The sequence below is a fragment of the Klebsiella sp. TF21-TM genome (genome assembly GCF_019753495.1).
In the GTDB taxonomy this organism is placed as follows: Bacteria; Pseudomonadota; Gammaproteobacteria; order Enterobacterales; family Enterobacteriaceae; genus Klebsiella; species Klebsiella quasipneumoniae.
Window position 1 is genome coordinate 58,743 of the sequence record NZ_JAIJYL010000024.1, and the last position, 25,668, is coordinate 84,410.

General features: G+C 55.9%; 23 protein-coding genes and 4 pseudogenes. 16 read left to right on the plus strand and 11 right to left on the minus strand.

Going from position 1 to position 25,668, the window contains the following annotated elements; translation table 11 throughout:
- Positions 1-3: 3 nt before the first annotated feature.
- Both mepM and lpxM read left to right on the plus strand, forming a co-directional pair.
- Positions 4-1,323 (plus strand): murein DD-endopeptidase MepM, encoded by a 1,320-nt coding sequence (gene mepM / locus K5R89_RS20350; protein WP_087827151.1) that lies wholly within the window; start codon positions 4-6, stop codon positions 1,321-1,323.
- A 117-nt stretch (positions 1,324-1,440) separates the two neighbouring features.
- Positions 1,441-2,412 carry a lauroyl-Kdo(2)-lipid IV(A) myristoyltransferase gene (gene lpxM, locus K5R89_RS20355; protein WP_017900217.1) on the plus strand — a complete coding sequence of 324 codons (972 nt, stop codon included), beginning with the start codon at positions 1,441-1,443 and terminating at the stop codon, positions 2,410-2,412.
- A 30-nt stretch (positions 2,413-2,442) separates the two neighbouring features.
- On the opposite strand, the gene dcuR is transcribed toward lpxM, so the two are convergent.
- The 3 genes from dcuR to K5R89_RS20370 all read right to left on the minus strand — a co-directional run bounded on the left by dcuR (position 2,443) and on the right by K5R89_RS20370 (position 5,908).
- Entirely contained in the window at positions 2,443-3,159 is a 717-nt protein-coding gene (dcuR, locus tag K5R89_RS20360) for a two-component system response regulator DcuR (protein ID WP_023290248.1), read from the minus strand.
- Positions 3,160-3,212: 53 nt separating this feature from the next.
- On the minus strand, positions 3,213-4,898 hold the full coding sequence (locus tag K5R89_RS20365) for an NAD-dependent malic enzyme (protein WP_217259559.1): 1,686 nt from the start codon (positions 4,896-4,898) through the stop codon (positions 3,213-3,215).
- Positions 4,899-4,960: 62 nt separating this feature from the next.
- Positions 4,961-5,908: an AEC family transporter gene (locus K5R89_RS20370; RefSeq protein ID WP_049013981.1), complete on the minus strand. Its 948-nt coding sequence runs from the start codon at positions 5,906-5,908 to the stop codon at positions 4,961-4,963.
- 416 nt (positions 5,909-6,324) lie between these two features.
- Here K5R89_RS20370 and K5R89_RS20375 point away from each other — a divergent pair, with 416 nt between their 5' ends.
- Positions 6,325-7,659 carry a 2-hydroxycarboxylate transporter family protein gene (locus K5R89_RS20375; RefSeq protein WP_217220098.1) on the plus strand — a complete coding sequence of 445 codons (1,335 nt, stop codon included), beginning with the start codon at positions 6,325-6,327 and terminating at the stop codon, positions 7,657-7,659.
- A gap of 63 nt (positions 7,660-7,722) precedes the next feature.
- On the opposite strand, the gene pyk is transcribed toward K5R89_RS20375, so the two are convergent.
- Positions 7,723-9,165 carry a pyruvate kinase gene (gene pyk, locus K5R89_RS20380; protein ID WP_002911440.1) on the minus strand — a complete coding sequence of 481 codons (1,443 nt, stop codon included), beginning with the start codon at positions 9,163-9,165 and terminating at the stop codon, positions 7,723-7,725.
- 125 nt (positions 9,166-9,290) lie between these two features.
- Positions 9,291-10,196 carry a MurR/RpiR family transcriptional regulator gene (locus tag K5R89_RS20385; protein ID WP_072096624.1) on the minus strand — a complete coding sequence of 302 codons (906 nt, stop codon included), beginning with the start codon at positions 10,194-10,196 and terminating at the stop codon, positions 9,291-9,293.
- A gap of 159 nt (positions 10,197-10,355) precedes the next feature.
- Between K5R89_RS20385 and K5R89_RS20390 the strand changes: the two genes are divergently transcribed.
- From K5R89_RS20390 to K5R89_RS20405, 4 genes are all read left to right on the plus strand, one after another.
- A complete protein-coding gene (locus tag K5R89_RS20390) occupies positions 10,356-10,505 on the plus strand; it encodes a hypothetical protein (protein ID WP_032453387.1) in 150 nt (49 codons plus the stop codon).
- Positions 10,506-10,515: 10 nt separating this feature from the next.
- Positions 10,516-11,991, plus strand: coding sequence for a glucose-6-phosphate dehydrogenase (gene zwf, locus K5R89_RS20395; protein ID WP_004203394.1), 1,476 nt, complete (start codon positions 10,516-10,518; stop codon positions 11,989-11,991).
- A 222-nt stretch (positions 11,992-12,213) separates the two neighbouring features.
- Positions 12,214-14,025 (plus strand): phosphogluconate dehydratase, encoded by a 1,812-nt coding sequence (gene edd, locus K5R89_RS20400; protein ID WP_101976599.1) that lies wholly within the window; start codon positions 12,214-12,216, stop codon positions 14,023-14,025.
- A 38-nt stretch (positions 14,026-14,063) separates the two neighbouring features.
- Positions 14,064-14,705 (plus strand): bifunctional 4-hydroxy-2-oxoglutarate aldolase/2-dehydro-3-deoxy-phosphogluconate aldolase, encoded by a 642-nt coding sequence (locus K5R89_RS20405; RefSeq protein WP_002911423.1) that lies wholly within the window; start codon positions 14,064-14,066, stop codon positions 14,703-14,705.
- Between the two features lie 58 nt (positions 14,706-14,763).
- On the opposite strand, the gene purT is transcribed toward K5R89_RS20405, so the two are convergent.
- Positions 14,764-15,942: a formate-dependent phosphoribosylglycinamide formyltransferase gene (purT, locus tag K5R89_RS20410; RefSeq protein WP_217259558.1), complete on the minus strand. Its 1,179-nt coding sequence runs from the start codon at positions 15,940-15,942 to the stop codon at positions 14,764-14,766.
- Positions 15,943-16,077: 135 nt separating this feature from the next.
- Between purT and K5R89_RS20415 the strand changes: the two genes are divergently transcribed.
- Positions 16,078-16,425, plus strand: a complete 348-nt coding sequence (locus tag K5R89_RS20415) for a YebG family protein (protein ID WP_023290240.1) — start codon at positions 16,078-16,080, stop codon at positions 16,423-16,425.
- On the opposite strand, the pseudogene K5R89_RS27875 reads toward K5R89_RS20415, so the two are convergent.
- Together K5R89_RS27875 and K5R89_RS27805 are read right to left on the minus strand one after the other, a co-directional pair.
- Positions 16,348-16,554: pseudogene (locus K5R89_RS27875) on the minus strand (PT domain-containing protein); the annotation flags it as partial. The gene K5R89_RS20415 and the pseudogene K5R89_RS27875 sit on opposite strands and share 78 nt — an antisense overlap.
- Positions 16,491-16,634, minus strand: a pseudogene (locus K5R89_RS27805) (PT domain-containing protein); the annotation flags it as partial. The pseudogenes K5R89_RS27875 and K5R89_RS27805, both read right to left, overlap by 64 nt.
- 86 nt (positions 16,635-16,720) lie before the next feature.
- On the opposite strand from K5R89_RS27805, the gene K5R89_RS20425 reads away from it, so the two are divergent.
- Together K5R89_RS20425 and ptrB are read left to right on the plus strand one after the other, a co-directional pair.
- Complete coding sequence (locus K5R89_RS20425; RefSeq protein ID WP_048336014.1) at positions 16,721-17,380, plus strand: tellurite resistance TerB family protein; 660 nt, start codon at positions 16,721-16,723, stop codon at positions 17,378-17,380.
- Between the two features lie 120 nt (positions 17,381-17,500).
- Entirely contained in the window at positions 17,501-19,561 is a 2,061-nt protein-coding gene (gene ptrB / locus K5R89_RS20430; protein WP_044523975.1) for an oligopeptidase B, read from the plus strand.
- A 3-nt stretch (positions 19,562-19,564) separates the two neighbouring features.
- On the opposite strand, the gene exoX is transcribed toward ptrB, so the two are convergent.
- Together exoX and K5R89_RS20440 are read right to left on the minus strand one after the other, a co-directional pair.
- Positions 19,565-20,224, minus strand: coding sequence for an exodeoxyribonuclease X (gene exoX, locus K5R89_RS20435; protein ID WP_023290237.1), 660 nt, complete (start codon positions 20,222-20,224; stop codon positions 19,565-19,567).
- A 78-nt stretch (positions 20,225-20,302) separates the two neighbouring features.
- A complete protein-coding gene (locus K5R89_RS20440) occupies positions 20,303-20,533 on the minus strand; it encodes a DNA polymerase III subunit theta (RefSeq protein WP_002911406.1) in 231 nt (76 codons plus the stop codon).
- A 112-nt stretch (positions 20,534-20,645) separates the two neighbouring features.
- Here K5R89_RS20440 and yobA point away from each other — a divergent pair, with 112 nt between their 5' ends.
- Genes yobA through K5R89_RS20455 form a run of 3 tightly spaced genes read left to right on the plus strand, consistent with a single transcriptional unit; the run spans position 20,646 to position 22,248 of the window.
- Complete coding sequence (gene yobA, locus K5R89_RS20445; RefSeq protein WP_064154397.1) at positions 20,646-21,020, plus strand: CopC domain-containing protein YobA; 375 nt, start codon at positions 20,646-20,648, stop codon at positions 21,018-21,020.
- A 3-nt stretch (positions 21,021-21,023) separates the two neighbouring features.
- Positions 21,024-21,893: a copper homeostasis membrane protein CopD gene (copD, locus tag K5R89_RS20450; RefSeq protein ID WP_087827148.1), complete on the plus strand. Its 870-nt coding sequence runs from the start codon at positions 21,024-21,026 to the stop codon at positions 21,891-21,893.
- A 16-nt stretch (positions 21,894-21,909) separates the two neighbouring features.
- Positions 21,910-22,248 carry a YebY family protein gene (locus tag K5R89_RS20455; RefSeq protein ID WP_072413393.1) on the plus strand — a complete coding sequence of 113 codons (339 nt, stop codon included), beginning with the start codon at positions 21,910-21,912 and terminating at the stop codon, positions 22,246-22,248.
- Positions 22,249-22,641: 393 nt separating this feature from the next.
- Here K5R89_RS20455 and K5R89_RS20460 read toward each other — a convergent pair.
- A pseudogene (locus K5R89_RS20460) lies at positions 22,642-22,923 on the minus strand (tyrosine-type recombinase/integrase); the annotation flags it as partial.
- A gap of 76 nt (positions 22,924-22,999) precedes the next feature.
- Between K5R89_RS20460 and K5R89_RS20465 the strand changes: the two are divergent.
- The 3 genes and pseudogenes from K5R89_RS20465 (at position 23,000) to K5R89_RS20470 (ending at position 25,605) form a co-directional block, all read left to right on the plus strand.
- Positions 23,000-23,479, plus strand: a complete 480-nt coding sequence (locus K5R89_RS20465; protein WP_087827146.1) for a lysis protein — start codon at positions 23,000-23,002, stop codon at positions 23,477-23,479.
- 454 nt (positions 23,480-23,933) lie between these two features.
- Positions 23,934-24,129, plus strand: a pseudogene (locus K5R89_RS27545) (DNA polymerase V).
- A 138-nt stretch (positions 24,130-24,267) separates the two neighbouring features.
- Entirely contained in the window at positions 24,268-25,605 is a 1,338-nt protein-coding gene (locus K5R89_RS20470) for a hypothetical protein (RefSeq protein WP_217259631.1), read from the plus strand.
- Positions 25,606-25,668: the final 63 nt, after the last annotated feature.

Consider the following 25,668-nt stretch of genomic DNA (forward strand, 5'->3'; position numbering starts at 1 on the left):
TACGTGCAACAGATAGCCCGCGCTGTCACTCAGGCATTTAACAATCTGCCACGACCTCATCGCGTCATGCTGGGGTCGCTTAGCGTTCTTACCTTAGCGGTCGCCGTCTGGCGACCCTACATTTACCACCCGGAATCCGCCCCCATCGTCAGAACCATTGAACTGGAAAAAAGCGAGATCCGCTCCCTGCTGCCGGAAGCCTCCGAGCCGATCGACCAGGCCCCGCAGGAAGAAGAAGCCATTCCTCAGGATGAACTCGACGAAAAAGCCGATAGCGATGCCGGCGGGCACGAATACGTGGTGTCAACCGGCGATACGCTCAGCAGCATCCTGAACCAGTACGGTATCGATATGGGTGATATCGCCCAGCTCTCCTCCGCCGATAAAGAGTTGCGTAATCTGAAGATTGGTCAGCAGCTCTCCTGGACCCTGACCGCCGACGGCGATCTGCAGAGTCTGACCTGGGAGATGTCCCGCCGCGAAACCCGCACCTACACCCGTGTGGCTAACGGCTTTAAAATGAGCAGCGAGCTGCAGAAAGGCGACTGGGTCAACAGCGTGCTGAAAGGCACCGTCGGCGCCAGCTTTGTCTCCAGCGCGCGCGATGCCGGGCTGACCAGCACGGAAATCAGCGCGGTGATCAAGGCCATGCAGTGGCAGATGGATTTCCGTAAGCTGAAGAAAGGCGATGAGTTCTCGGTATTGATGTCGCGCGAAATGCTTGACGGCAAACGCGAGCAAAGCCAGCTGCTTGGCGTGCGTCTGCGTTCTGACGGGAAGGACTACTTTGCCATCCGTGCCGAAGACGGAAAATTCTACGACCGCAACGGGACGGGGCTGGCGAAAAGCTTTATGCGCTTCCCGACGGCGCGTCAGTTCCGCGTCTCCTCTAACTTTAACCCGCGTCGTCTGAACCCGGTCACCGGGCGCGTCGCGCCGCACCGTGGCGTCGATTTCGCGATGCCGCAGGGAACGCCGGTGCTGGCGGTGGGTGATGGCGAAGTGGTGGTGGCCAAGCGTAGCGGCGCCGCCGGGTATTACGTGGCCATCCGCCACGGCCGTACCTATACCACTCGCTACATGCACCTGCGTAAGCTGCTGGTGAAGCCGGGGCAGAAAGTGAAGCGCGGGGATCGTATTGCGCTGTCGGGGAATACCGGACGCTCAACCGGGCCGCACCTGCACTACGAAGTGTGGATCAACCAGCAAGCGGTCAACCCGCTGACGGCGAAACTGCCGCGTACTGAAGGGCTGAGCGGTTCCGACCGTACCGATTATCTGGCGCAGGTCAAAGAGGTCGTTCCGCAGCTGCGGTTTGACTAACCACCGGTCAGTGGAAAGCCGGTGCCCCAGGGCGCCGGCTTTTTATTTTGTAGGATACCCAACGTCTCGCTACACTATCCCATTATCTTGATTAAGCAGTCGATCTGCGGATTGGGCATGGAAACGAAAAAAAATAATATTGAGTTTATCCCTAAGTTTGAAAAATCTTTTTTACTGCCGCGCTACTGGGGCGCCTGGCTGGGGGTCTTTGCCTTCGCCGGTATTGCGCTGACGCCGCCTTCCTTTCGCGATCCGCTTCTCGGCAAACTCGGTCGTCTGGTCGGGCGTCTGGCGAAAAGCTCGCGCCGCCGGGCGCAGATTAATTTGCTGTATTGCTTCCCGGAAAAAAGCGAGCACGAGCGGGAAGCGATCATCGACGCCATGTACGCCTCGGCGCCGCAGGCGATGGTGATGATGGCCGAGCTGGGCCTGCGCGATCCGCAGAAAATTCTCGCCCGCGTCGACTGGCAGGGTAAAGCGATCATCGACGAGCTGCAGCGCAATAATGAAAAGGTGATTTTCCTCGTCCCGCACGCATGGGGCGTGGATATCCCGGCGATGCTGATGGCCTCCGGCGGGCAGAAGATGGCGGCGATGTTCCACAACCAGGGTAACCCGGTCTTCGATTACGTGTGGAATACCGTACGTCGTCGTTTTGGCGGAAGGATGCACGCGCGCAACGACGGGATCAAACCGTTTATTCAGTCGGTGCGCCAGGGTTACTGGGGCTACTATCTCCCCGATCAGGATCACGGCGCTGAGCACAGCGAGTTTGTGGATTTCTTCGCGACCTATAAGGCCACGCTGCCGGCGATTGGCCGTTTAATGAAGGTATGCCGCGCCCGCGTCGTTCCGCTGTTCCCGGTCTACGATGGCAAAACGCATCGCCTGACGGTGCTGGTGCGCCCGCCGATGGACGATCTGCTGGACGCTGACGATACAACGATCGCCCGGCGGATGAACGAAGAGGTGGAGGTGTTTGTTACGCCGCACACCGAGCAGTACACCTGGATCCTGAAGTTGCTGAAGACGCGCAAGCCGGGTGAAATCGAGCCCTACAAACGCAAAGAGCTGTACCCTAAGAAGTAGTCTGCAGGCGCGCCAGTGGGCATTCCCGGCTCACTGGCTATATTGCGTCAGCAACATCATGTTCTCAGCCGCAAGCCGGTAACGATACTCCGGTCGGCCGGTGATACCGTAGTGATTGCTGGTGAAGAGCACGTTGATCTGCTCCAGCCAAATCAGGTATTTGCGGCATGAAACTCTGGAGATCTGCAGTGCCGCCGCCAGCTCATTGGTTGAAAAATCTCGCGCCTGATGAGCGATTATCCACCGGCACACCAGGCGAAGCGTTTGCGGCGTCAGCCCTTTCGGCAAGCGGCGGGGGCCGTCCTGTTGTTGAACCCCGCGGCGTAGCAGGGTGTCGATATCCGCCTGGGCGTAGCAGGATTTCGCTTGCTTCGCATCGCGTTTATTGCGCCAGGTTCGCAGGGCTTCCTCAAAGCGCGGAAACTGAAACGGTTTAATCAGGTAATCAACCACGCCATAGCGCAGCGCCGTCTGCACGGTGAGCGCATCGGCGGCGGACGTCATCATGATGACATCAATATTCCGCCCATCAGCGCGAAGCGCCGGCAGCAGGTCCAGGCCGCTCTCCTGTTGCATATAGACATCCAGCAGCAGCAGATCGATCGGCGCCAGATGGCTCAGCATCGCGTTGGCATCGGCGATCGTCGCCGCGACTCCGCAGCAGTGAAAATCAGCTACCTGGCTGATAAACAACCGGTTCAGTTCGGCCACCATAGGATCATCATCGACAATCAGCACATTGAACATGGGTGGTTCCCCCGAGTGGCGGGAAGCCAGCCGGCTTCCCGCGAGATGAGCGATCACAATGACGAACGTTTATACGCGGTGTAGCGCGCTCGCCAAAAGGTTTTATCGATATTCGCCGCCAGCTGCGCCTCGTCAATCTGCGGCGCTACGCCGTCGAGTTGAGCCGCGCGGGCGACCTCTGCGGCAATAGCCCGTGAGATCATCTCGATCTCTTCCACCGGCGGCAGTAAACCGCCGGTTTCGCGGGTCGCCAGAGGCGAGTGGGCGGCCAGCGTTTTACTGCAGGTGATAAGCATTGCTTCGGTGACGCACTCGGCTTTACTGGCAAGGATCCCCAGCCCCAGACCGGGGAAAATATAGGCGTTGTTGCACTGGGCAATGTCGTAGGTTTTGCCGTCATAGAAGACAGGGTCGAACGGGCTGCCGGTGGCGATGAGCGCGCTACCCCGGGTCCACTCCAGCAGATCCTTCGGCTGTGCCTCGGCTCGGGAGGTGGGGTTAGAGAGCGGCATAATAATCGGACGCGGGCAGTGCCGATGCATCTCTTTCACTATCTCTTCGCTAAACAGCCCCGGCTGGCCTGACACGCCGATCAGCACGGTAGGGTGGACGTTGCGTACGACATCCATCAGCGACAGCTGGGCCGCCTCGGTATCCCAGTGGGCAATACTGGCTCGGGGGGTGACCAGCTCGCGCTGAAAATTGAGCAGATTAGGCATCTCATCAGTCAGCAGACCAAAGCGGTCAACCATAAAGATGCGGCGACGTGCTTCCGTTTCTGAGAGTCCATCATCCACCATCAGCGCAATGATTTTTTCCGCAATGCCGCATCCGGCCGAACCGCCGCCAAGGAAAACCACCCGCTGGTCGCGGAGCGACGTCCCGGCGGCGGCAGCGGCGGCGATCAGGGTTCCCGAGGTCACGGCGGCGGTTCCCTGAATATCATCGTTAAAACAGCACAGCTGGTGTCGATAGCGGTTGAGCAGTCGCGTGGCATTCTTTTGGGCAAAATCTTCAAACTGGAGCAAGACAGTCGGCCAGCGCTGCTGAATGGCATGGACAAACATGTCCATAAACTCCAGGTACTGCTCATCGCTGATGCGCGGATGTCGCCAGCCCATATACAGCGGATCCTCCAGATGCTGCGGATTGTTGGTCCCGACATCTAACATAATGGGCAGCGTTGATGCCGGGTGAATGCCCCCGCAGGCGGTATATAACGAGAGTTTGCCAATGGGGATCCCCATACCGCCGATCCCCTGGTCGCCCAGCCCCAGAATACGCTCGCCATCGGTTACCACGATGACTTTGATATCGTTGCGGGAAAACCCCTGCAGCATCTCGTCAATATGGTGACGGTTGGGCCAGGAGATGAACAGGCCGCGTCCCCGGCGATATATTTCTGAAAAGTGTTCGCACGCTTCACCCACCGTCGGGGTATAAATAATGGGCAGCGTCTCTTTCATATGGCTGCGCAGCAGGTTATAGAATAACGTCTCGTTTGTGTCCTGAATATTTCTGAGATAAATATGGCGCGAAATGCTTTTTTTGAACTGACAAAACTGGCCCCATGCGCGCTCGGTTTGTTCCTCAATGGTTTCCACATTGTGCGGTAACAGTCCCTGAAGATTAAACGCTGTGCGTTCGCTTTCCGTAAACGCGAGGCCTTTATTTAATAACGGGTTTTCCAGCAGGACAGCACCGTTATAGGGGGTGTATAAGGTTTCTGTGGCTAACATTACGTGACTCCTGAATATCAAATTAAAACATTGCCTGATGTCTTGGTGTTTTATTTCTGTGATTACGAAATGAGATAAATCATGACGCCTTCGGTGACCACGCCGATGGCGGTGCCCAGCAAAATAGAAGATGAGGCGGGTTCAATATAGGTATCGCTGCGCAGGGCAAACATCCCCGCCGCGATAGCGGAAGGCGTGGCGCCAATGATAATAACCTGTTGCATCAGGGTATGACTGAGCCCAAAGGCCAGCCCGGCCAGCGCCATCATGGCCGGCTGGATCAGGTTTTTAATACTAATGTTGGTGCAGGTTTGAATATTGACCGTCGGACGTTCACCGTAAAACAGCAGCCCAAGGGCGAACAGTGACAGACCGCCGGCGATTTTACCCACCATTTCGACGGGCACGCTGAGCAGAGGCGGCAGCTGGATCCCGGCCAGGCTGAGCAGCACCCCGGAAATGGGGATCCAGACAATGGGATTTCGCACGGCGTTAAGCAGGTTTTGCAGGATCAACTGCCCGGCGTGGAGCTGGGGAGCCTCAGCGTCTCCGGGCTGGTCTCCCATGCGGATCAGGATGATGGTCAGAGGGATCATCAACACGCTGGTCACCAGGTTTCCGATAAGCACCCCGAGAAAGCCCTCCGGACCTATCAGCACCGCCAGCACGGGGGCGCCAAAGTAGGCCATATCGGGGAAGGCGCAAACCAGCGACTGAATCGCGCTGGTTTTAATATCATGACGAAAAACGTAGCGCGAGATCAGTAGCGTAAGAAAATACGACCCCATCAGACCAATAACCAGCACCGCCATAAAGGTGAAGTTTTTTATTTTATCCGGGCTGGTATGTAATGCGCCGATAAAAAGATGAAAAGGAAGTGCAAAGCGGATAACCACCGTGGCAAGAACGGAGGCGTCCTCACGGCGGGTATAGCCGAGTTTGCCGCTAAGCCATCCGAGCAGCATGATAAATACCAACGGGAAAAGAGATTGCAAGAGCAGTGAAGGCATAAAATGTCCTGACATATATTATCGGATTGTTGTGCTGCCAATCTAACGATCCCCTAATATTTAAAAGGTGATAGCCATCACAGTCATCTGGCTTTAAATAATTTCGCCTTGGCTACTTTACTTACAAATAGAGAAAAGAGGATTAAATCATAGCGTTGTATTAACAGAGTTCATTATTTTAGCTGGCGATAACTTTAGCTTCGCGATAATAAATTAAATTACTTAAAATAAACTTTATGGCTCAGTCACAAAGCCGGCAGCGTGAATACGGTTGTCGTTTTTAGTTTTAAAGTCCTGTGCTACCGTTTCGGTGTATTTAGTTGATACGGCGTTTAGTGCTTTTTAGTTCATAGTGCTGCGAGATTTTAATATTGCATCCTGACCCTACGTGACCTCCTTATTATTCAGGTAAAAATATGAAAAATAATTCACTCAACCACCCGATAGATAAAACGTTGCCGAACGGGCAAGCGACTCGACTTTTCGCCAATATCGAAGTCGGCGCCGTGCCGTTAACGCTGTTTATAGGTATCGCCGCGATAGTGGCGCTCTCCGCTGGCGCGGGGTTGTTGCCAAAAAACATGATTGGCGGACTGGCGGTCATCATGACCCTCGGGTTCGCACTGGCGAAAATTGGCCGCATGGTGCCGGTGTTAAAAGATATTGGCGGTCCGGCGATTTTGTGTCTGATGACGCCCTCAGTGCTGGTCTACTTTGGCGTATTTGAAGCGCATACGCTCGATACCGTGCATTTGCTGATGAAGGAGGCCAATCTCCTCTATTTCGTCATCGCCTGCCTGGTGGTCGGCAGTATCCTTGGCATGAACCGCACGATTCTGATCCAGGGGATGGTGCGCATGTTTGTCCCGTTGGTGGTCGGAACCGGCGCGGCAATCATAACCGGCCTGCTGGTGGGCAGCTTATTCGGCTACAGTATGTATCACACCTTCTTCTTTATCATTGTGCCGATTATCGGCGGCGGCATCGGCGAAGGGATCCTGCCGTTGTCGCTGGCTTATTCGGCGATCCTCGGACAGGCGCCAGATGTCTACGTGGCCCAACTGGCGCCGGCGGCGGTGGTGGGTAACATCTTCGCCATTATCTGCGCCGGCTTTCTGGCCCGCATGGGCGCCCGTCGCCCGGCGCTGTCCGGCAACGGGATGCTGATCCGCAGCCATGAAGATAATAGCGTCTTTGCGCAGAATCAGAGTACGCAGCCCACTGATTTTCAGCTCATGGGCGCCGGGTTGCTGATGATTTGCGCCTTTTTCATCATCGGCGGTCTGCTGGAGAAGGTGGTGCATATTCCGGGGCCGGTTCTGATGATTCTGGCGGCGGTATTCTGCAAATATACAAAAGTTATCCCGGCGGCGATGGAGCTGGGGGCGCACAGTTGCTACAAGTTCGTCTCCGCCGCGCTGGTGTGGCCGCTGATGATCGGCCTGGGCATGCTGTATGTACCGCTGGAGAGCGTGGTCTCGGTCTTCTCCGTTGGCTACGTCGTGGTGTGCGGCTCCATTGTCATTGCCATGGCGCTGAGCGGGTTCTTTATCGCTTCACGTCTTAATATGTATCCTGTGGAAGCCGCCATCGTTACCAGCTGCCACAGCGGGCTGGGCGGAACGGGGGATGTCGCCATTCTCTCGGCCTCAAACCGCATGGGATTGATGCCGTTTGCACAGATTGCGACGCGTATCGGTGGGGCGTCGACGGTGATCGCTGCGACGCTATTGCTGAGCTGGATGGTGTAGCCTGCCGGGCGTTGGGCAAAAAAATACCTGCCAGCCGTAGCGCTGGCAGGTAGAGACCGAGGCTTACTCGACGGTGAGGATACGCGTGGTATTGGTGCTGCCGATGGTGCTCATCACGTCACCCTGGGTAACGACCACCAGATCGCCGGAGACCAGGTAGCCTTTGTCCCGCAGCAGATTGACGGCATCGTGCGCAGCGGCCACCCCGTCATTCTGGCTGTCGAAGAACACCGGCGTCACCCCGCGGTAGAGGGCGGTCAGGTTCAGGGTGCGCTCGTGGCGGGACAGGGCGAAAATCGGCAGACCGGAGCTGATGCGCGAGGTCATCAGCGCGGTACGGCCCGATTCGGTCATGGTGATGATGGCCGTGATGCCTTTCAGGTGGTTGGCGGCATACATCGCCGACATGGCAATCGCTTCTTCCACGTTGTCGAACTGGACGTCCAGACGGTGTTTGGAGACGTTGAGGCTCGGGATTTTTTCGGCGCCCAGACAGACGCGCGCCATCGCGGCCACGGTTTCCGACGGGTACTGACCGGCAGCGGTTTCCGCGGAGAGCATCACCGCATCGGTACCATCCAGCACGGCGTTGGCCACGTCCATGACTTCCGCACGGGTCGGCATCGGGTTGGTGATCATCGACTCCATCATCTGGGTGGCGGTGATGACGGAACGGTTCAGCTGACGCGCACGACGAATCAGCGCTTTCTGGATGCCCACCAGCTCCGGATCGCCGATTTCGACGCCGAGGTCACCGCGGGCAACCATCACCACATCGGAGGCGAGGATCACGTCGTCCATGGCGTCCTGGTCGCAGACGGCTTCCGCACGCTCGACTTTGGCGACGATTTTCGCATCGCAACCGGCATCGCGCGCCAGGCGACGGGCGTAGTTCAGGTCTTCGCCGCAGCGCGGGAAGGAGACGGCGAGATAATCGACGCCAATTTTAGCGGCGGTGACGATATCGGCCTTGTCTTTGTCAGTCAGCGCTTCGGCAGACAGGCCGCCGCCCAGCTTGTTAATCCCTTTGTTGTTGGACAACGGGCCGCCGACGGTCACTTCGGTGAAGACTTTCATCCCCTGAACTTCGAGGACTTTCAGCTGCACGCGACCATCGTCGAGCAGCAGGATATCGCCGGGCACGACGTCCGCCGGCAGGCCTTTATAGTCGATTCCGACTTTCTCTTTGTCACCTTCGCCCTTGCCGAGGTTGGCGTCGAGCAGGAATTTGTCGCCGACGTTGAGGAAAATTTTGCCTTCTTTAAAGGTCGATACGCGAATTTTTGGTCCCTGGAGGTCGCCGAGGATGGCTACGTGACGGCCCAGTTTTGCCGCAATCTCACGCACTTTATCGGCACGGAGCTGATGATCTTCCGGGGTGCCGTGAGAGAAGTTCATACGCACTACGTTTGCGCCCGCGGCGATAACTTTTTCCAGGTTGTTATCGCGGTCAGTTGCCGGGCCTAAGGTAGTAACGATTTTGGTTCTGCGAAGCCTTCTGGACATGTAATACTCCGTTGACTGATACAACTTTGGTGTTGCGTGAACATGGATTCGGTAGCGCCAGCCTGCAACGTCGCACAGCCGGATCGTTATCGAAGGTGTAATGGGGTACTGCTTGTTATCAACTTTTATTGATTATCACTGGGTACGAACGGTTCTTTATCAAAACGCGATTCCTTCAGCGCTTCCTTGACCCTCTTCAAGTTATCTCTGAATTTTGCTCCCCGGCGCAGGGTAAAGCCAGTCGCCAGCACGTCAATGACGGTCAACTGGGCCAGACGCGAGACCATTGGCATATAGATGTCGGTATCTTCCGGCACATCCAGGGTAATGGCCAGCGTGGCTTCCCGGGCCAGCGGCGAGCCGGGGGAGGTGAGGGCGATCACCATGGCATCGTTTTCACGGGCCAGCTGCGCCAGCTCCACCAGGCTCTTGGTCCTTCCGGTATGCGAGATAATCACCACCACATCATCGTCATCGCAATTCATACAGCTCATGCGTTGCAGGACAATGTCGTCGGAATAGATGACCGGCACGTTAAAGCGGAAAAATTTGTTCATCGCGTCATGAGCGACCGCCGCCGAAGAGCCCAGGCCGAAAAAGGCGATTTTTTTGGCCTGAGTCAGGAGATCCACCGCGCGATTCACTGCCGACATGTCGAGAGAATGATGGACCTGATCTAAACTCGCCATGGCCGATTCAAATATTTTTCCCGTGTATGACTCAACGCTGTCGTCTTCATCAACATTGCGGTTAACATAGAGTGTGCCGTGCGCAAGGCTCTGGGCGAGATGCAGTTTGAAATCAGGAAAGCCACGGGTTTCGAGACTGCGGCAAAAGCGATTGACGGTCGGTTCGCTCACCCCGGCCTCAAGGGCGAGGGCGGCGATGCTCGAATGAATAGCCTGCGCGGGGGTGGCAAGGATCACTTCCGCCACTTTGCGTTCAGATTTGCTAAGGTGTTCCAGTCGGGACTGGATTTTTTCCAGCATGTTCATTAGTAACAGGGCGCTCATCAATGGAAACGATTTCATTAATGGGTGAAATCATCGGGCGTTTTAGCAAGAATATACCCCTCCGCAAGCGCAAGCGGTGAGGAATGACGGGAAAAAATGTTGTTTTTTTTCATTACATGATCAGAGTCGTATTTTACTGACCTGAAACAGGTACAAACAACGAACAATATCAGCCAGATGCCCAAATCATCGCCGAATGTTTTCACCCTGTGCGGTTTTCCCGCCGCAAACGGAGGGGAAGGCTTTCGGGAAATACGTAAACACAGTACAGTGCAGTGTAAGAAAATTACAAATATAGCCTGGCAAAAGCACCAGACTATCAACTGAGGAGAATGACATGGCGGTAACGCAAACGGCCCAGGCATGCGACCTGGTCATTTTCGGCGCGAAGGGCGACCTGGCGCGGCGTAAATTGTTGCCTTCCCTGTATCAGCTTGAAAAGGCGGGCCAGATCCACGCCGACACCCGGATCATTGGCGTCGGCCGTGCCGACTGGGATAAAGCGGCTTACACCAAAGTGGTGCGCGAAGCGCTGGAAACCTTCATGAAGGAAAAAATTGATGAAGGTTTGTGGGATTCCCTGAGCGGACGCCTGGAGTTCTGTAATCTTGACGTCAATGACACCAGCGGCTTCACCCGCCTGGGCGACATGCTGGACCAAAAGAATCGCGTCACCATCAACTATTTCGCCATGCCGCCGAGCACCTTTGGCGCCATCTGTAAAGGTCTGGGCGAAGCGAAGCTCAATGCCAAGCCTGCGCGCGTGGTCATGGAAAAACCGCTGGGCACCTCGCTGGAAACCTCGCGGGAAATCAATGATCAGGTCGGCGAGTTTTTTGAAGAGTGCCAGGTCTACCGTATCGACCACTACCTCGGAAAAGAGACGGTGCTCAACCTGCTGGCGCTGCGCTTTGCCAACTCCCTGTTCGTCAATAACTGGGACTGCCGTACCATCGATCATGTGGAAATCACCGTCGCGGAAGAGGTAGGCATTGAAGGGCGCTGGGGGTACTTCGACCAGGCCGGACAGATGCGCGACATGATCCAGAACCACCTGCTGCAGATCCTGTGCATGATTGCCATGTCGCCGCCGTCCGATCTCAGCGCCGACAGCATCCGTGATGAAAAGGTTAAAGTGCTGAAATCCCTGCGCCGTATTGACCGCTCCAATGTGCGCGAGAAAACCGTTCGCGGCCAGTACACCGCCGGCTTTGCCCAGGGCAAAAAAGTGCCTGGCTACCTCGAAGAAGAGGGGGCGAACAAAACCAGCAACACCGAAACCTTCGTGGCGATCCGCGTTGATATCGATAACTGGCGCTGGGCTGGCGTACCGTTCTATCTGCGCACCGGCAAACGTCTGCCGACCAAATGTTCCGAAGTGGTGGTTTATTTCAAAACGCCGGAGCTGAACCTGTTTAAAGAGACCTGGCAGGAGCTGCCGCAGAACAAGCTGACCATTCGTCTGCAGCCGGACGAAGGGGTGGATATCCAGGTCCTGAACAAAGTGCCGGGCCTCGACCACAAGCATAACCTGCAGATCACCAAGCTGGATCTGAGCTACTCCGAAACCTTCAACCAGACGCATCTGGCCGATGCCTATGAACGTCTGCTGCTGGAGACCATGCGCGGTATCCAGGCGCTGTTCGTCCGCCGTGATGAAGTGGAAGAGGCGTGGAAGTGGGTGGACTCCATCACCGAAGCCTGGGCGGCCGACCGCGATGCGCCGAAACCGTATCAGGCCGGGACCTGGGGACCCGTGGCCTCGGTGGCCATGATCACCCGCGATGGCCGCTCGTGGAACGAGTTCGAGTAAGCTCGCGGTCTCATCCGTCAGGGTTATTTTACCGGTAACATGATCTGACGCAGAAAGTCGCACGCTTTTTAATCTTTTAAGCCCCGTGAGGATTCACCCACGGGGCTTTTTTTATTACACTGCCTGCAGACATTTTGCCCCTGAGCGCTGGTGTTGGTGGCTTCGGGCACCAAAACACGTCATCTCGCAGCGGCCGGACAGATAAAATTTTGAGGAGCCTTTATGAATTCGACAATGTTACGGGTAACAAATCGCATTATCGAACGGTCGCGTGATACCCGCGCGGCTTACCTCGCAAGGATTAACCAGGCCAAAACCGACACCGTGCATCGTGCGCAACTGGCCTGCGGCAATCTGGCTCACGGTTTCGCGGCCTGTCAGGCCGACGACAAAGCCTCCCTGAAAAGCATGTTGCGCAACAACATCGCCATCATCACCTCCTATAACGATATGTTGTCCGCCCATCAGCCCTACGAACACTACCCGGATATCATTCGCAAAGCGCTGCACAGCGCCAATGCGGTCGGCCAGGTGGCCGGCGGCGTGCCGGCGATGTGCGACGGCGTGACCCAGGGACAGGACGGCATGGAGCTCTCTCTCCTGAGTCGCGAAGTGATCGCCATGTCCGCGGCCATCGGCCTGTCGCATAACATGTTCGATGGCGCGCTGTATCTCGGCGTGTGCGATAAAATTGTGCCCGGACTGACCATGGCGGCGCTCTCATTCGGCCACCTGCCGTCGGTCTTTATTCCCTCCGGTCCGATGGCCAGCGGCCTGCCTAATAAAGAGAAGGTTCGCATTCGCCAGCTGTACGCAGAGGGCAAAGTTGACCGCATGGCGCTGCTGGAGTCCGAAGCCGCTTCTTACCACGCTCCGGGGACCTGTACGTTCTACGGTACGGCAAACACCAACCAGATGGTGGTGGAGTTTATGGGCATGCAGCTGCCGGGATCGTCCTTCGTCCATCCGGATGCCCCGCTGCGGGAAGCGCTGACCGCCGCCGCCGCGCGCCAGGTCACCCGCATGACCGGCAATGGCAACGAGTGGATGCCGTTGGGCAAAATGTTTGACGAAAAAGTGGTGGTCAACGGCATTGTGGCGCTGCTGGCGACCGGCGGTTCCACCAACCACACCATGCACCTGGTGGCGATGGCCCGCGCGGCGGGCATCATCATTAACTGGGATGATTTCTCCGACCTGTCAGACGTGGTGCCGCTGCTGGCGCGCCTCTACCCCAACGGCCCGGCGGATATCAACCATTTCCAGGCGGCGGGCGGCGTTCCGGTTCTGGTGCGCGAGCTGCTGAAAGGCGGCCTGCTGCATGAGGACGTTCACACCGTCGCCGGCTTCGGCCTGTCGCGCTACACCCTCGAGCCGTGGCTCAACAACGGCGAGCTGGACTGGCGGGAAGGCGCGACGGCGCCGCTTGACGATCAGGTCATCTCGACTTTCGAGAAACCGTTCTCCCGTCACGGCGGCACCAAGGTGCTGAGCGGTAACCTCGGCCGTGCGGTCATGAAAACCTCGGCAGTCCCGGTAGAGAACCAGGTGATTGAAGCGCCGGCGGTGGTGTTCGAGAGCCAGCACGACGTGTTGCCGGCCTTTGAAGCGGGTCTGCTGGACAAAGACTGCGTGGTGGTGGTCCGTCATCAGGGGCCAAAAGCGAACGGGATGCCAGAATTACATAAACTTATGCCGCCACTTGGTGTATTATTGGACCGCCGTTTCAAAATAGCGCTGGTGACCGATGGCCGACTCTCTGGCGCCTCCGGTAAAGTCCCGTCAGCCATCCATGTCACGCCTGAAGCCTATGATGGTGGGTTGCTGGCGAAAGTGCGCGATGGCGATCTTATTCGCGTGAACGGGCAGACGGGGGAACTGACGCTGCTGGTGGACGATGCCGAACTGGCGGCGCGTCAGCCGCATATCCCTGACCTCAGCGCGTCGCGCGTAGGAACCGGTCGGGAGATGTTTGGGGCGCTGCGTGAGAAGCTCTCTGGCGCGGAGCAGGGCGCAACCTGCATCACTTTTTAAGACGATTTAATTTCTAGATCTGGCGAGAGAAAATCCTGATGAAAAACTGGAAAACAACAGCAGAAGCAATCCTCACCTCCGGTCCGGTTGTCCCGGTTATTGTAGTGAAAAAGCTGGAACACGCGGTACCGATGGCGAAAGCGCTGGTCGCGGGCGGCGTGCGCGTCCTGGAAGTGACTCTGCGCACCGAGTGCGCCCTGGAGGCGATCCGCGCGATTGCTAAAGAAGTGCCGGACGCGATTGTCGGCGCGGGCACCGTCACCAACGTCGAGCAGCTGAAAGCGGTAACAGAAGCCGGCGCGCAGTTCGCTATCAGCCCGGGGCTGACCGAATCTCTGCTGAAAGCGGCGACCGAAGACGGCACTATTCCGCTGATCCCGGGGATCAGCACCGTCTCCGAGCTGATGCTGGGCATGCAGTACGGTCTGAAAGAGTTTAAATTTTTCCCGGCGGAAGCCAACGGCGGCGTGAAAGCGCTGCAGGCGATTGCTGGTCCGTTCGGTCACATTCGTTTCTGCCCGACCGGCGGTATCTCACCGGCCAACTACCGTGATTACCTGGCGCTGAACAGCGTGCTGTGTATCGGTGGTTCCTGGCTGGTGCCGGCCGACGCCCTGGAAGCTGGCGACTACGATCGCATCACCACCCTGGCGCGTGAAGCGGTGGAAGGCGCGAAGTAAACCGCGCCTCAAGGTCAACAACCCGGTCAGCGGCAACGCGACCGGGTTTTTTTATTATTTATCCTTCGACGATAACCGCCGCGGCGGCGGTTTTAGCCCGCGCCACGGCCTCTTCCACTGAATCGGCGACGGCGAGGGTCACCCCCAGACGACGGGTGCCGTCAATCTCCGGTTTGCCGAACAGACGCAGCTGCAGGCCAGCTCCGACGGCCGACTGCAGCTGGCCGAAGCTGACGTTCTGGCTGGTCAGCTGCGGAAGGATCACCGCGGAAGCGGCTGGGCCATACTGGCGGATGGCGCCGACGGGCAGCCCAAGAAAGGCGCGAACGTGCAGGGCGAATTCCGAGAGATCCTGCGAAATAAGCGTCACCATTCCGGTGTCGTGCGGGCGCGGGGAGACTTCGCTGAAGATCACCTCGTCGCCGCAAACGAACAGCTCCACGCCGAACAGGCCATGCCCCCCCAGCGCCAGCACCACCTTACGGGCGATATCCTGAGCGCGCTCAAGGGCCAGGTCGCTCATCTGCTGCGGCTGCCAGGATTCACGATAATCGCCATCTTCCTGACGATGGCCGACCGGGGCGCAGAAATGCACGCCATCGACGGCGCTGACGGTGAGCAGGGTGATTTCAAAGTCGAAATTCACCACCCCTTCGACGATCACCCGCCCGGCGCCGGCGCGGCCGCCCTGCTGGGCGTAGCGCCAGGCTTCGCTGAGCTGGTCAGCCGAGCGGATAAAGCTCTGTCCTTTACCGGAGGAGCTCATCACCGGTTTGACGATGCACGGCAAGCCGATCTCCGCGACCGCTGCGCGGAAGGCGTCTTCACTGTCGGCGAAACGGTAGCTGGAGGTGGGGAGCTGCAGCTCTTCTGCCGCCAGACGGCGAATGCTTTCGCGGTTCATGGTGAGCTTCGCTGCCCGCGCCGTGGGGACCACTTTCTGCCCGGCCTGCTCCAGTTCGACCAGGGTATCGGTGGCGATAGCTTCGATCTCCGGCACGATGTAATCAGGTTTTTCCTGTTCGATCAGCGCGCGCAGGCTCTCGCCGTGCAGCATATTGATGACGTGGGCGCGGTGGGCGACCTGCATCGCCGGGGCATCGGGGTAGCGGTCGACGGCGATAGTTTCAATGCCCAGACGCTGACATTCAATGGCGACTTCTTTACCCAGCTCGCCGGAGCCTAACAGCATAACTTTGGTGGCTGCTGGGCGCAGCGCGGTGCCTAATACAGTCATAACTCTCTTCCGCAGTAAAAAAAGATGCGGTCGATTATAAACGAAAACGTTTGCGTCTGTCTTTACGCGCGTGAGTTGAGTCCGGAAGGGAAATTTGTTATACTGTATAAAAACACAGTATCGAGAGGCTGCAGCATGGCGGTTGAAATTAAATATGTGGTGATCCGCGAAGGTGAGGAAAAAATGTCTTTTGCCAGCAAAAAAGAGGCCGACGCTTACGACAAAATGCTCGATCTGGCAGAGGTGCTGAATGACTGGCTGGTAGCATCGCCGCTGGAAATGGACGATGCCCAGCGCGATACCATGGCGATGTGGCTGGCGGAGCGTAAAGAGGCGCTGCAGCATATCCTGCGCGCCGGCAAACTGCCGGAGCAGGATGCGACTGCGCACGATGCGCCCGCGCCGTCAACGGACGCAGAGGCTACCCCGGCGGAAGATGCCGCCGCGCCGGCTGCCAAAACGCGGAAAGCCAAAGCGGCCTGATGGCTGGCGGTCAGCCACTGGCGGGCTGGTTGGTCGGTTGGTCGGTTGGTCGGTTGGTCGGTTGGTCGGTTGGTCGGTTGGTCGGTTGGTCGGTTGGTCGGTTGGTCGGTCGGTCGGTTGGTCGGTTGGTCGGTTGGTCGGTTGGTCGGTTGGTCGGCTGGTCGGCTGGTCGGTTGGTCGGCTGAACCCGGTACCGCCGCCGCGCGCACCTTTGCGCATCTTTAGCCATATCTAACATTTCCTGACATCGCGTCGTTTAGGCTGATAACAGTGTTTGTCACCTGAGAGGAAAACCATGGCTAACTGGCTAAATCAACTGCAGTCGCTGCTCGGACAGCAGGGCGCGTCGCCGTCCGGCGAATCGTCAAAAGGGAGCGCCCTGCTGCCCGGCGCCATCGGCGGGCTGGCAGGGCTGTTGGTGGCCAGCAAATCGTCACGTAAGCTGCTGGCGAAATATGGCACCAGCGCGCTGCTGGCTGGCGGTGGGGCAGTAGCGGGTACTGTGTTGTGGAACAAGTATCAGCAGAAAATGCGCGCTCAGAACACGCCCGCCCCGACACCAGAGACGGCTGCGGCGCCGGCGGATGTCGATCCGCGCAGCGTGCGGCTGATCACCGCCCTGGTGTTTGCCGCCAAAAGCGATGGGCATATCGACGATCACGAGCGGGCGAGGATTGAAGCCCAGCTTCGGGAGGCCAATATTGACGTTCAGGCCCGGGTGCTGATTGACCAGGCGCTGGCTCAGCCGCTGGATCCGCAGCGTCTCGCCGAGGGCATCGTTGACCCGCAGGAGGCGCTGGAGATCTACTACGTCAGCTGCGCAGTGATCGATATCGACCACTTTATGGAGCGCAGTTATCTCAACGCCCTGGGTGAGGCCCTGGCGTTGCCAAAAGATGTCCGGGCCGACATCGAACAGGATATCCAGTCACAAAAACAGGCGCTAAGCGTTTAAATTATCACGTTTCGCTTGCATCGCCCGCGTCTTTTGCCACCCTTATAGACACGTCATCATTCAGGCGCCACCCTGCGGCCTGAATGCTCTTGTGTCACGAAAAAGCAGCAGAAGAATAACATGCCACCTAAAGCCAAACGGATCCCTCACGCCATGACCTTGCATGGCGATACACGCATCGATAACTATTACTGGCTGCGCGACGATGAACGCGCGCGGCCTGATGTGCTGGAATATCTGCACGCGGAAAACGCTTACGGCAAGCAAGTGATGGATTCGCAGCTCAGCCTGCAGGAGCGTCTGCTGAAAGAGATTATCGACCGCATTCCGCAGCGGGAAGTCTCGGCCCCCTACAGCAAAAACGGCTTTCGCTATCGTCAGGTGTACGAGCCGGGCTGCGAATACGCTATCTACCAGCGCCAGTCGGTGCTGAAAGAGGAGTGGGACGAGTGGGAGATCCTGCTTGATGCCAACCAGCGGGCGGCGAAAAGCGAGTTTTACACCCTGGGCGGGCTGGGCATTGCGCCCAACAACCAGCTGATGGCGGTGGCGGAAGATTATCTCTCCCGCCGCCAGTACGGCCTGCGCTTTTGCGATCTCAGCAACGGCGAGTGGTATCCGGAGACCCTGGAAAATGTCACCTCCGGCTTTGCCTGGAGCAACGATTCACGCTTTGTGTGGTATGTGCGTAAACATCCCACCACGCTGCTTCCTTATCAGGTCTGGCGCCACACCGTCGGGACGCCGGCGCAGAGCGACGCGCTGGTCTATGAGGAAAAAGATGAGACCTTCTACGTCAGCGTGCATAAAACCACATCCCAGCAGTTCGTGGTGATCTATCTCTCCAGCGCCACCACCAGCGAAGTGCTGCTGCTCAACGCCGAATTGCCAGACGCCGAGCCGGTCTGCTTCCTGCCGCGGCGTAAAGATCATGAATATAGCCTCGATCACTATCAGCACGCTTTTTATCTGCGATCCAACCGGGAGGGGAAGAATTTTGGCCTCTACCGTACCGTGCTGCGCGATGAAGGGCAGTGGACCACGCTGATCCCGCCGCGTCACGACGTGATGCTCGAAGGATTTACCCTGTTTACCGACTGGCTGGTCGTCGAGGAGCGTCAGCGCGGCCTGACCAGTTTGCGGCAGATTAACCGCAGGACCCGGGAGGTGGTAGGGATTGCCTTCGACGATCCGGCCTATGTCACCTGGCTTGCCTATAACCCGGAGCCTGAAACGTCGCGCCTGCGCTACGGCTACTCCTCGATGACCACGCCCGACACCCTGTTTGAGCTGGATATGGATACCGGCGAACGACGGGTGATCAAGCAGCAGGAGGTGAAGGGGCTGGACACCCGCTGCTATCAGAGCGAGCACCTGTGGGTAACCGCCCGCGATGGCGTCGAAGTCCCGGTCTCTCTGGTCTACCATCGCGACCATTTTCGTAAAGGGAGCAATCCGCTGCTGGTCTATGGCTATGGCTCGTATGGCGACAGTATCGATGCCGATTTCAGCGCCAGCCGGCTGAGCCTGCTCAACCGGGGCTTTGTCTACGCTATCGCCCACGTCCGCGGCGGCGGGGAGCTGGGCCAGCAGTGGTATGAGGATGGAAAATTCCTGTGTAAGAAAAATACCTTCAACGACTATCTGGACGTCTGCGATGCGCTGTTGGCCCAGGGGTACGGCGACCCGCGGCTCTGCTATGGCATGGGCGGCAGCGCCGGCGGAATGCTGATGGGAGTGGCCGTTAACGAGCGTCCAGAGCTGTTCCACGGCGTAATAGCTCAGGTGCCGTTCGTCGACGTGGTGACCACCATGCTGGATGAGACCATTCCGCTGACGACCGGCGAATTTGAAGAGTGGGGGAACCCGCAGGATGAAACCTATTACCACTACATGAAAAGCTACAGCCCCTACGACGGCGTGAAGGCGCAGGCGTATCCGCATATGCTGGTGACCACCGGGCTGCACGATTCCCAGGTGCAATACTGGGAGCCGGCGAAGTGGGTGGCGAAACTGCGTGAATTGAAAACCGACGATAACCTGCTGCTGCTCTGCACCGATATGGACTCCGGCCATGGCGGAAAATCCGGGCGCTTTAAAAGCTATGAGGGGGTGGCGCTGGAGTACGCCTTTTTCATCGCCCTGGCGCAGGGGACACTGCCGGGGAAAGCGGCAGTGTAGGGGCTATTCCCCGAGATAATGCTTGAGCGTGAGGCGCAGCTCGGGGCTCATGCGGTCGAGATTGTTGAATAACCAGCGCAGATAGCCTGGATCGTTTTCAGCAATCTCGGCGACGGCTTTACCGCGGTATTTGCCGAAGGTGAAGGTGGTGAGCAGCGCCGGCCGACCGGTGATATCGGCCATTTCGTCAGGCGTCCAGCCGGAAACGTTGATGATATCCAGCAGCAGCGCAGCGGTGATATAGCAGTCATACAGCGCCCGGTGGTGATGCAGCCCCGGCGGCGTGGCCACGTTCAGCTTACGTGATTTATAGAGCCCCATATTGCTGTATTTGATCCCCGGCCACAGCCGGCGGGCCAGCTTCATGGTACAGATCCACTCGCCATGCATCTCCGGTAACACCCGACGATCGAAGCTGGCGTTATGCGCGACATACCACGGGCTGCCATGATAGTGCGGAATAATCTCCTCAATCCACGGCTTATCGGCGACCATCTCTTCGGTAATCCGGTGGATAGCCATCGCCTGCGGGCTGATGGGGCGGTCAGGACGCACCAGATGACTCATGGGATTGGTGATCTGCCCGTCGACAATGTCGACCGAGGCGACTTCAACGATGCCCCCCTGCAGTCCACAGGTTTCGGTATCAATGACGCGCAGCATGGCTCGCTCCAGAGCAAAACAATAAGCGTAAAGCAATTGGCCAGGCTTGCCAACCGACGGCGAGGGGGGAAGTAGGCATTATTTCTGTTTCGGCTCCCAGGGCAGGCGGGACAGCGAGACGGAGGCCAGCCGATGGGCGATCAGTCGTTCGCGGAACCAGTCGCGCAGATGGGCGGGCTGTTCACGCTCGACCAAATCAGCGACCACCGGCATATTATACCGCTCTTTAAAGGCGACGCCGGCGGCGGCGAGATCGACGTTGACTTTATCCATCTCATCTTGCGAAATTTTGGCCAGATTTCTTTCCATCATACACTCCACTCTGCTTGTAAACCCGGTCAGGGCCTGACGCCCGGCTCGACTCTGCCATTATACAGGGTTATTCTCTGTGCTACAGACATAACAAAAGGGAATGACGAATATGCGACTTCTTGCTGGACGCGCGATGCGCCTCTCCGTTGCGTTTGCCGGGCTATTAACCGCGACGGGCGCGCTCGCCCACGCTCACCTGCAGCAGCAGATCCCCGCCGCCGGTGCGCAGCTGGCGGCTTCTCCGCAGACGCTGACGCTCAGTTTCTCCGAAAGCATTGAACCCGCGTTCAGCGGGGTGTCCGTCACCGGTCCGCAGCAGCATGCGGTGGCCACCGGCAAACTGACCCGCAGCGCCGACAATCCCACCCAGGTCACCGTGCCTGTGGCGGAAACCTTGCGGCCGGGAGAATACACTGTGGCATGGCATGTAGTTTCAGTGGATGGCCATAAAACCAAAGGGCAATACACCTTTAGCGTGAAGTAAGCGATGCTGACCGGGCTCTATATTACCCTGCGTTTTGGGCATTTTATCGCCCTGATGCTGGCTTTTGGCTGCGTGCTGTATGGCACCTGGTGGGCGCCGGTGCCGCTGCGACGCGTACTGATGCTGCGCTTCTATCCGCTGTTGCGCCCGCTGCTGCTGATCGGCGCGCTCTCTACCCTGGCGCTGTATCTGCTGCAGGGGGGGATGATGGGCGAGGGCTGGGCGGATGTCTGGCAACCCGCCGTCTGGCAGGCGGTGGCGGGTACCCGCTTCGGCGGGGTGTGGATCTGGCAGATCCTGCTGGCGTGGATCGCTCTCGCCGTGGTGTGGATCCGTCCCCGCCACGGCGCTCGCCAGCTGGTGGCCCTGCTGGCGGCCCAGCTGCTGCTTTCCGCTGGGGTAGGGCATGCCGCCATGCATGATGGTTTACTCGGCGCCCTGCAGCGGACTAATCATGCTGTCCACCTCTTCTGCGTTGCCAGCTGGTTCGGCGGCCTGTTGCCCTTTATCTATTGCCTGCGCCTGGCGCAGGGGCGCTGGCGGCAGGCCGCGGTCTATACCATGGCGCGCTTTTCACGCTACGGGCATCTGGCCGTCGCCGGCACCCTTGCCAGCGGGGCGATCAATGCGCTGTTGATCCAGGGAGGGATGATTGGCGCATCGCCCTGGGGACGTCTGCTGTTGATCAAATGTGCGCTGGTGGCCGGGATGGTGGTAATTGCGTTAGTGAACAGGTATGTTCTGGTACCGCGCATGTCGGCAAGCGGTTCGCGGGCGGAAAGCCTGATCCTGCGAACCACGCAGGCCGAGATAGGGCTGGGCGCGCTGGCGCTGCTGGCCGTCAGCCTGTTTGCCACCTGGGAACCTTATTGAATTAACTGGCAAAATCATGAAAAAAATTGTTCTGACCATGTTGTTACTGGCAAGCTCCGGCGCTGCTCTGGCGGCGCCGCAAATTATCACCGTGAGCCGCTTTGAGGTAGGAAAGGAGAGCTGGGCGTTCAACCGTGAAGAGGTGATGTTGACCTGTCGTCCGGGCAATGCCCTCTACGCTATCAACCCGAGCACCCTGGTCCAGTATCCGCTCAATGAGGTGGCTGAGCAGCAGGTCAAAGCCGGCAAAACCACCGCCCAGCCGATCTCGGTGATCCAGATCGAGGATCCGCAGCACCCGGGGCAAAAAATGAGCCTCGCGCCGTTTATCGAGCGCGCGCAGAAGCTCTGCTAGATTTTCGCGCTATCTCGCTGTAATGACATAAAAAAAACCGCCCTTGCCGGACAACGGCAGTGGCGGTTTTTTCGCTAACAGCGCCCTCTTTTCCAGGAATTATTCGGCCACATTGGTCGCAGACTGGAAAAGCTGACGCGTTAAACTATTCTTATAGTGCAAGGCGACTTAGCCTGCATTAATGCCAACTTTTAGCGCACGGCTCTCTCCCAAGAGCCATTTCCCTGGACCGAATACAGGAATCGTATTCGGTCTCTTTTTATATGTAAGTAAATTCAATCACTTACATTATCTCTCTCGAAATTCATCGAAATTTCCTCGAATTTCTGTATTCGGTCTTTTTCTGTTATATCACATCAAAAACACACATAACATTTTTTTTACAAGCAGATTTTAAATCATGACGTACTCTTTCTGCCGTTTGTTCAGGTACATCTCGGTCATCTTCTCCGATTTATGCCCAAACAATTTTTGAGCAAATTCCTTACCATATGCTGCTTCATAAAGTCGCCCGGAGAGACTGCGTATCTCATGAAACGTTGGCGGATTATCGCTACAGCTTAGCCCGCTAAGTTTGCGCGCAGTCACGAATTTTTTCGTTAATCCGTCAGGATGAATTTTACCATCTGGACTATTTTTTCTGATCCCTGCACAGATCAGAAAATCTGACCGGCTATCGCTGGCCATCTGGTGTGGATTATCCGCAGCAGCCGCTGCCGCTCGGTAGTGCCGCACCGTCAATGAGCGAAGCATGAACAGGCTGGTCACCTTTGGCCTAGTGCTGGCTGTAGTTACGCTGGGCTGGACCGCTGATCACTACTACGGAAAAGCGGTGGACTTGCGGGATAAGTACCGCACTGCTTACAGCACCACACAGCTGCAGGCAGCCACCATAGATGACATGCAGGCCAGGCAGCAGTCCCTCGCTGCACTCGATGCAAAACACACGAAGGAATTAGCCGATGCACAAAACCAGATCGACGCTCTTGAGCGCGATGTTGCCGATGGTCTTAAGCAGCTGCAGCTTCACGCCCGTTGCCCCTCCGTGTCAGCCGATAAATCCACCGGCACCTCCGGCCCGGATGATGGAGCCAGCCCCCGACTTACTGACACCGCTGAACGGGATTATTACACCCTCAGAAAGCGAATCGAAAAAGCCCGTAAGCAGATAGATGGCCTGCAGGACTACATACGCCAGCAGTGCCTAGCACCACAAACAGCCTCGCATTAGTGGGGCTTTTCTCAATTAAAGGAGTAACAGATGGAATACATTCTTTTGACGCTGGCTAGTCTGGTGGTTGGTTTTATTTTTGGTGTGCTGGTGAACCGTAAGCTCAGCTCAGTGAGGTAGTGAACTATGCAGGATTAGCCTAACTACTCATCATGAAACCCGGCGCGGATTTCTCCGCCCCCACACAGCCCACCATAATGCGAACGAGGTCGTGCTGAACGTATAACCACTACAGGCGTAAGTGATGGGGCTTGTCGCCAGTTTTTCTGGCCTTACAACTCTACAAAGGAGTATCGACGCTGCGGTTATGGTGAGCCGTTTGTGTTTAGTGAGTGGGATGAATACTAATTTCTATCTGAATTCAGCTACGTAACTCACCAGTGAAAATCTCGCTTGATCTGCTCTAACGAAAAAATATACTGTGTGCATAGACAGTATTTCGGGAGGGTGGATCATGCCGAGGCAATACGAAATAGAGGGCGCTTTCCGCGCCGCTGTCAAAATTGAGCAAACTGGACGGCTCACCGTCACCACAAAAGATTTTGTTAAACAACTGGATCGAGTGTTACGTAACAACCTTCAAGGATATCTCTTCCGATGGAGGGGAAGCGCGCACCTTTATGTTGTTCAATCCTAATGGGAGGGTATAAATTTTGGTGCATATGATAATTTGGAATTCCCTTAACTAATAGCCATGGCTAGTTAATGATTTTTATTTTGAAAAAGTTAACACTAGAGGTACTATATAACCTTATTTAGTATGGATAACATTCGCGGGAGGAGGAGTTATGAGAGATTTAGCATTAGTTGATAGCTTTGGTGGCACAGATGCCGACAATGACGATATTTTGCTAAAAGCTTTTGAAGATCATGAGGCTTATCAAGATATATTAAAATTTAAAAAATTTTTAGTCATTGGTAAAAAAGGTAGTGGTAAAACGGCCATTTTTAAAAAAATAATAACAACTCGTGCAGATGATACGTTCTCATATGGTCATACATTCTCTTATTATCCTTGGCATTTCCACCAACAACAAGCCAAAGCCGGAATTCCAAATGATGAAAAATTCACGCACAGTTGGAAATATCTAATCTTAATCTCTTTGTCAAAAATAATTTTAAATCAAGACAATTCTTTGCCATTCAATGATGAATCCAGAGAGGCAATGAGTAAATTAGAGGCTTTTATAGTTGATGCTTATGGTAGTCGTGATCCTGATTTAACCCAAGTGTTTAATCCTCAACGAGAAATTAGGCTTAAACCTCATTTTGAATTGAATTTTAAGATATTGAAAGCTGGTGCCAGTGCTGAGTCAATTTCTATTGCTGATTTACCAACTGTTATTCAAGAGGTAAATGCACAATTGATGAAACTTGTTTTGGCTTCTCTTAACCCCGAACATAAATATTTCATCGCATTTGATCAGTTGGATTTGGGTTTCGATAATAAAGCTGATGATTATATAAGTCGATTGATAGGTTTGCTACTTGCAGGTAGAGATATTAATATCGCGGCTAAAAATGCTCAAGTGAAGTTTTTGGTTACCGTATTTTTACGTGATGATATCTACAACGTATTACGCTTTGAAGATAAAAATAAAATTACTGAAAACTTTATGTCGTTAATTGAATGGGATACGCCTAGAACAACGAAAACTTTAAAGTCATTAATGGAAAAAAGATTCAGTATTGTTGCATCTGATATTGATATTGAGCAGGATGTTAAATGGAGTGATATTTTTAACGAAACGAGAGAAATGCCAGGTCACCAGAGCAAGTATGATCATATCAAAGATAGAACATATCTTCGTCCTCGTGATATGATTAAGTTTGCTAATAGTGCTCTTGCTAAATTTAAAGAACGACTAAACAGTCCCATTTCAAACACGCAGGATGACAAAAGAAAAATTGATAATATTGATATTCACAGTGCTCGTCATGAATATAGTGAATATTTTCTTCGGGAAATAGATGATGAAGTACATAAACATTTTCCGGAGTATGAGAAATTCTTAGATGTTTTAAGGGCTGTTGGAACTTGGCAGTTCGAGAAAAGTACCTTTGAGATAGTATTGTCACAGATTTACTCTAAAAGTGATAAGACACCTTCTGAGGGGCTTTGTTGAATAAATCAGATTTCGGGTAAGTCTCCCCCGTAGCGGGTTGTGTTTTCAGGCAATACGCACGCT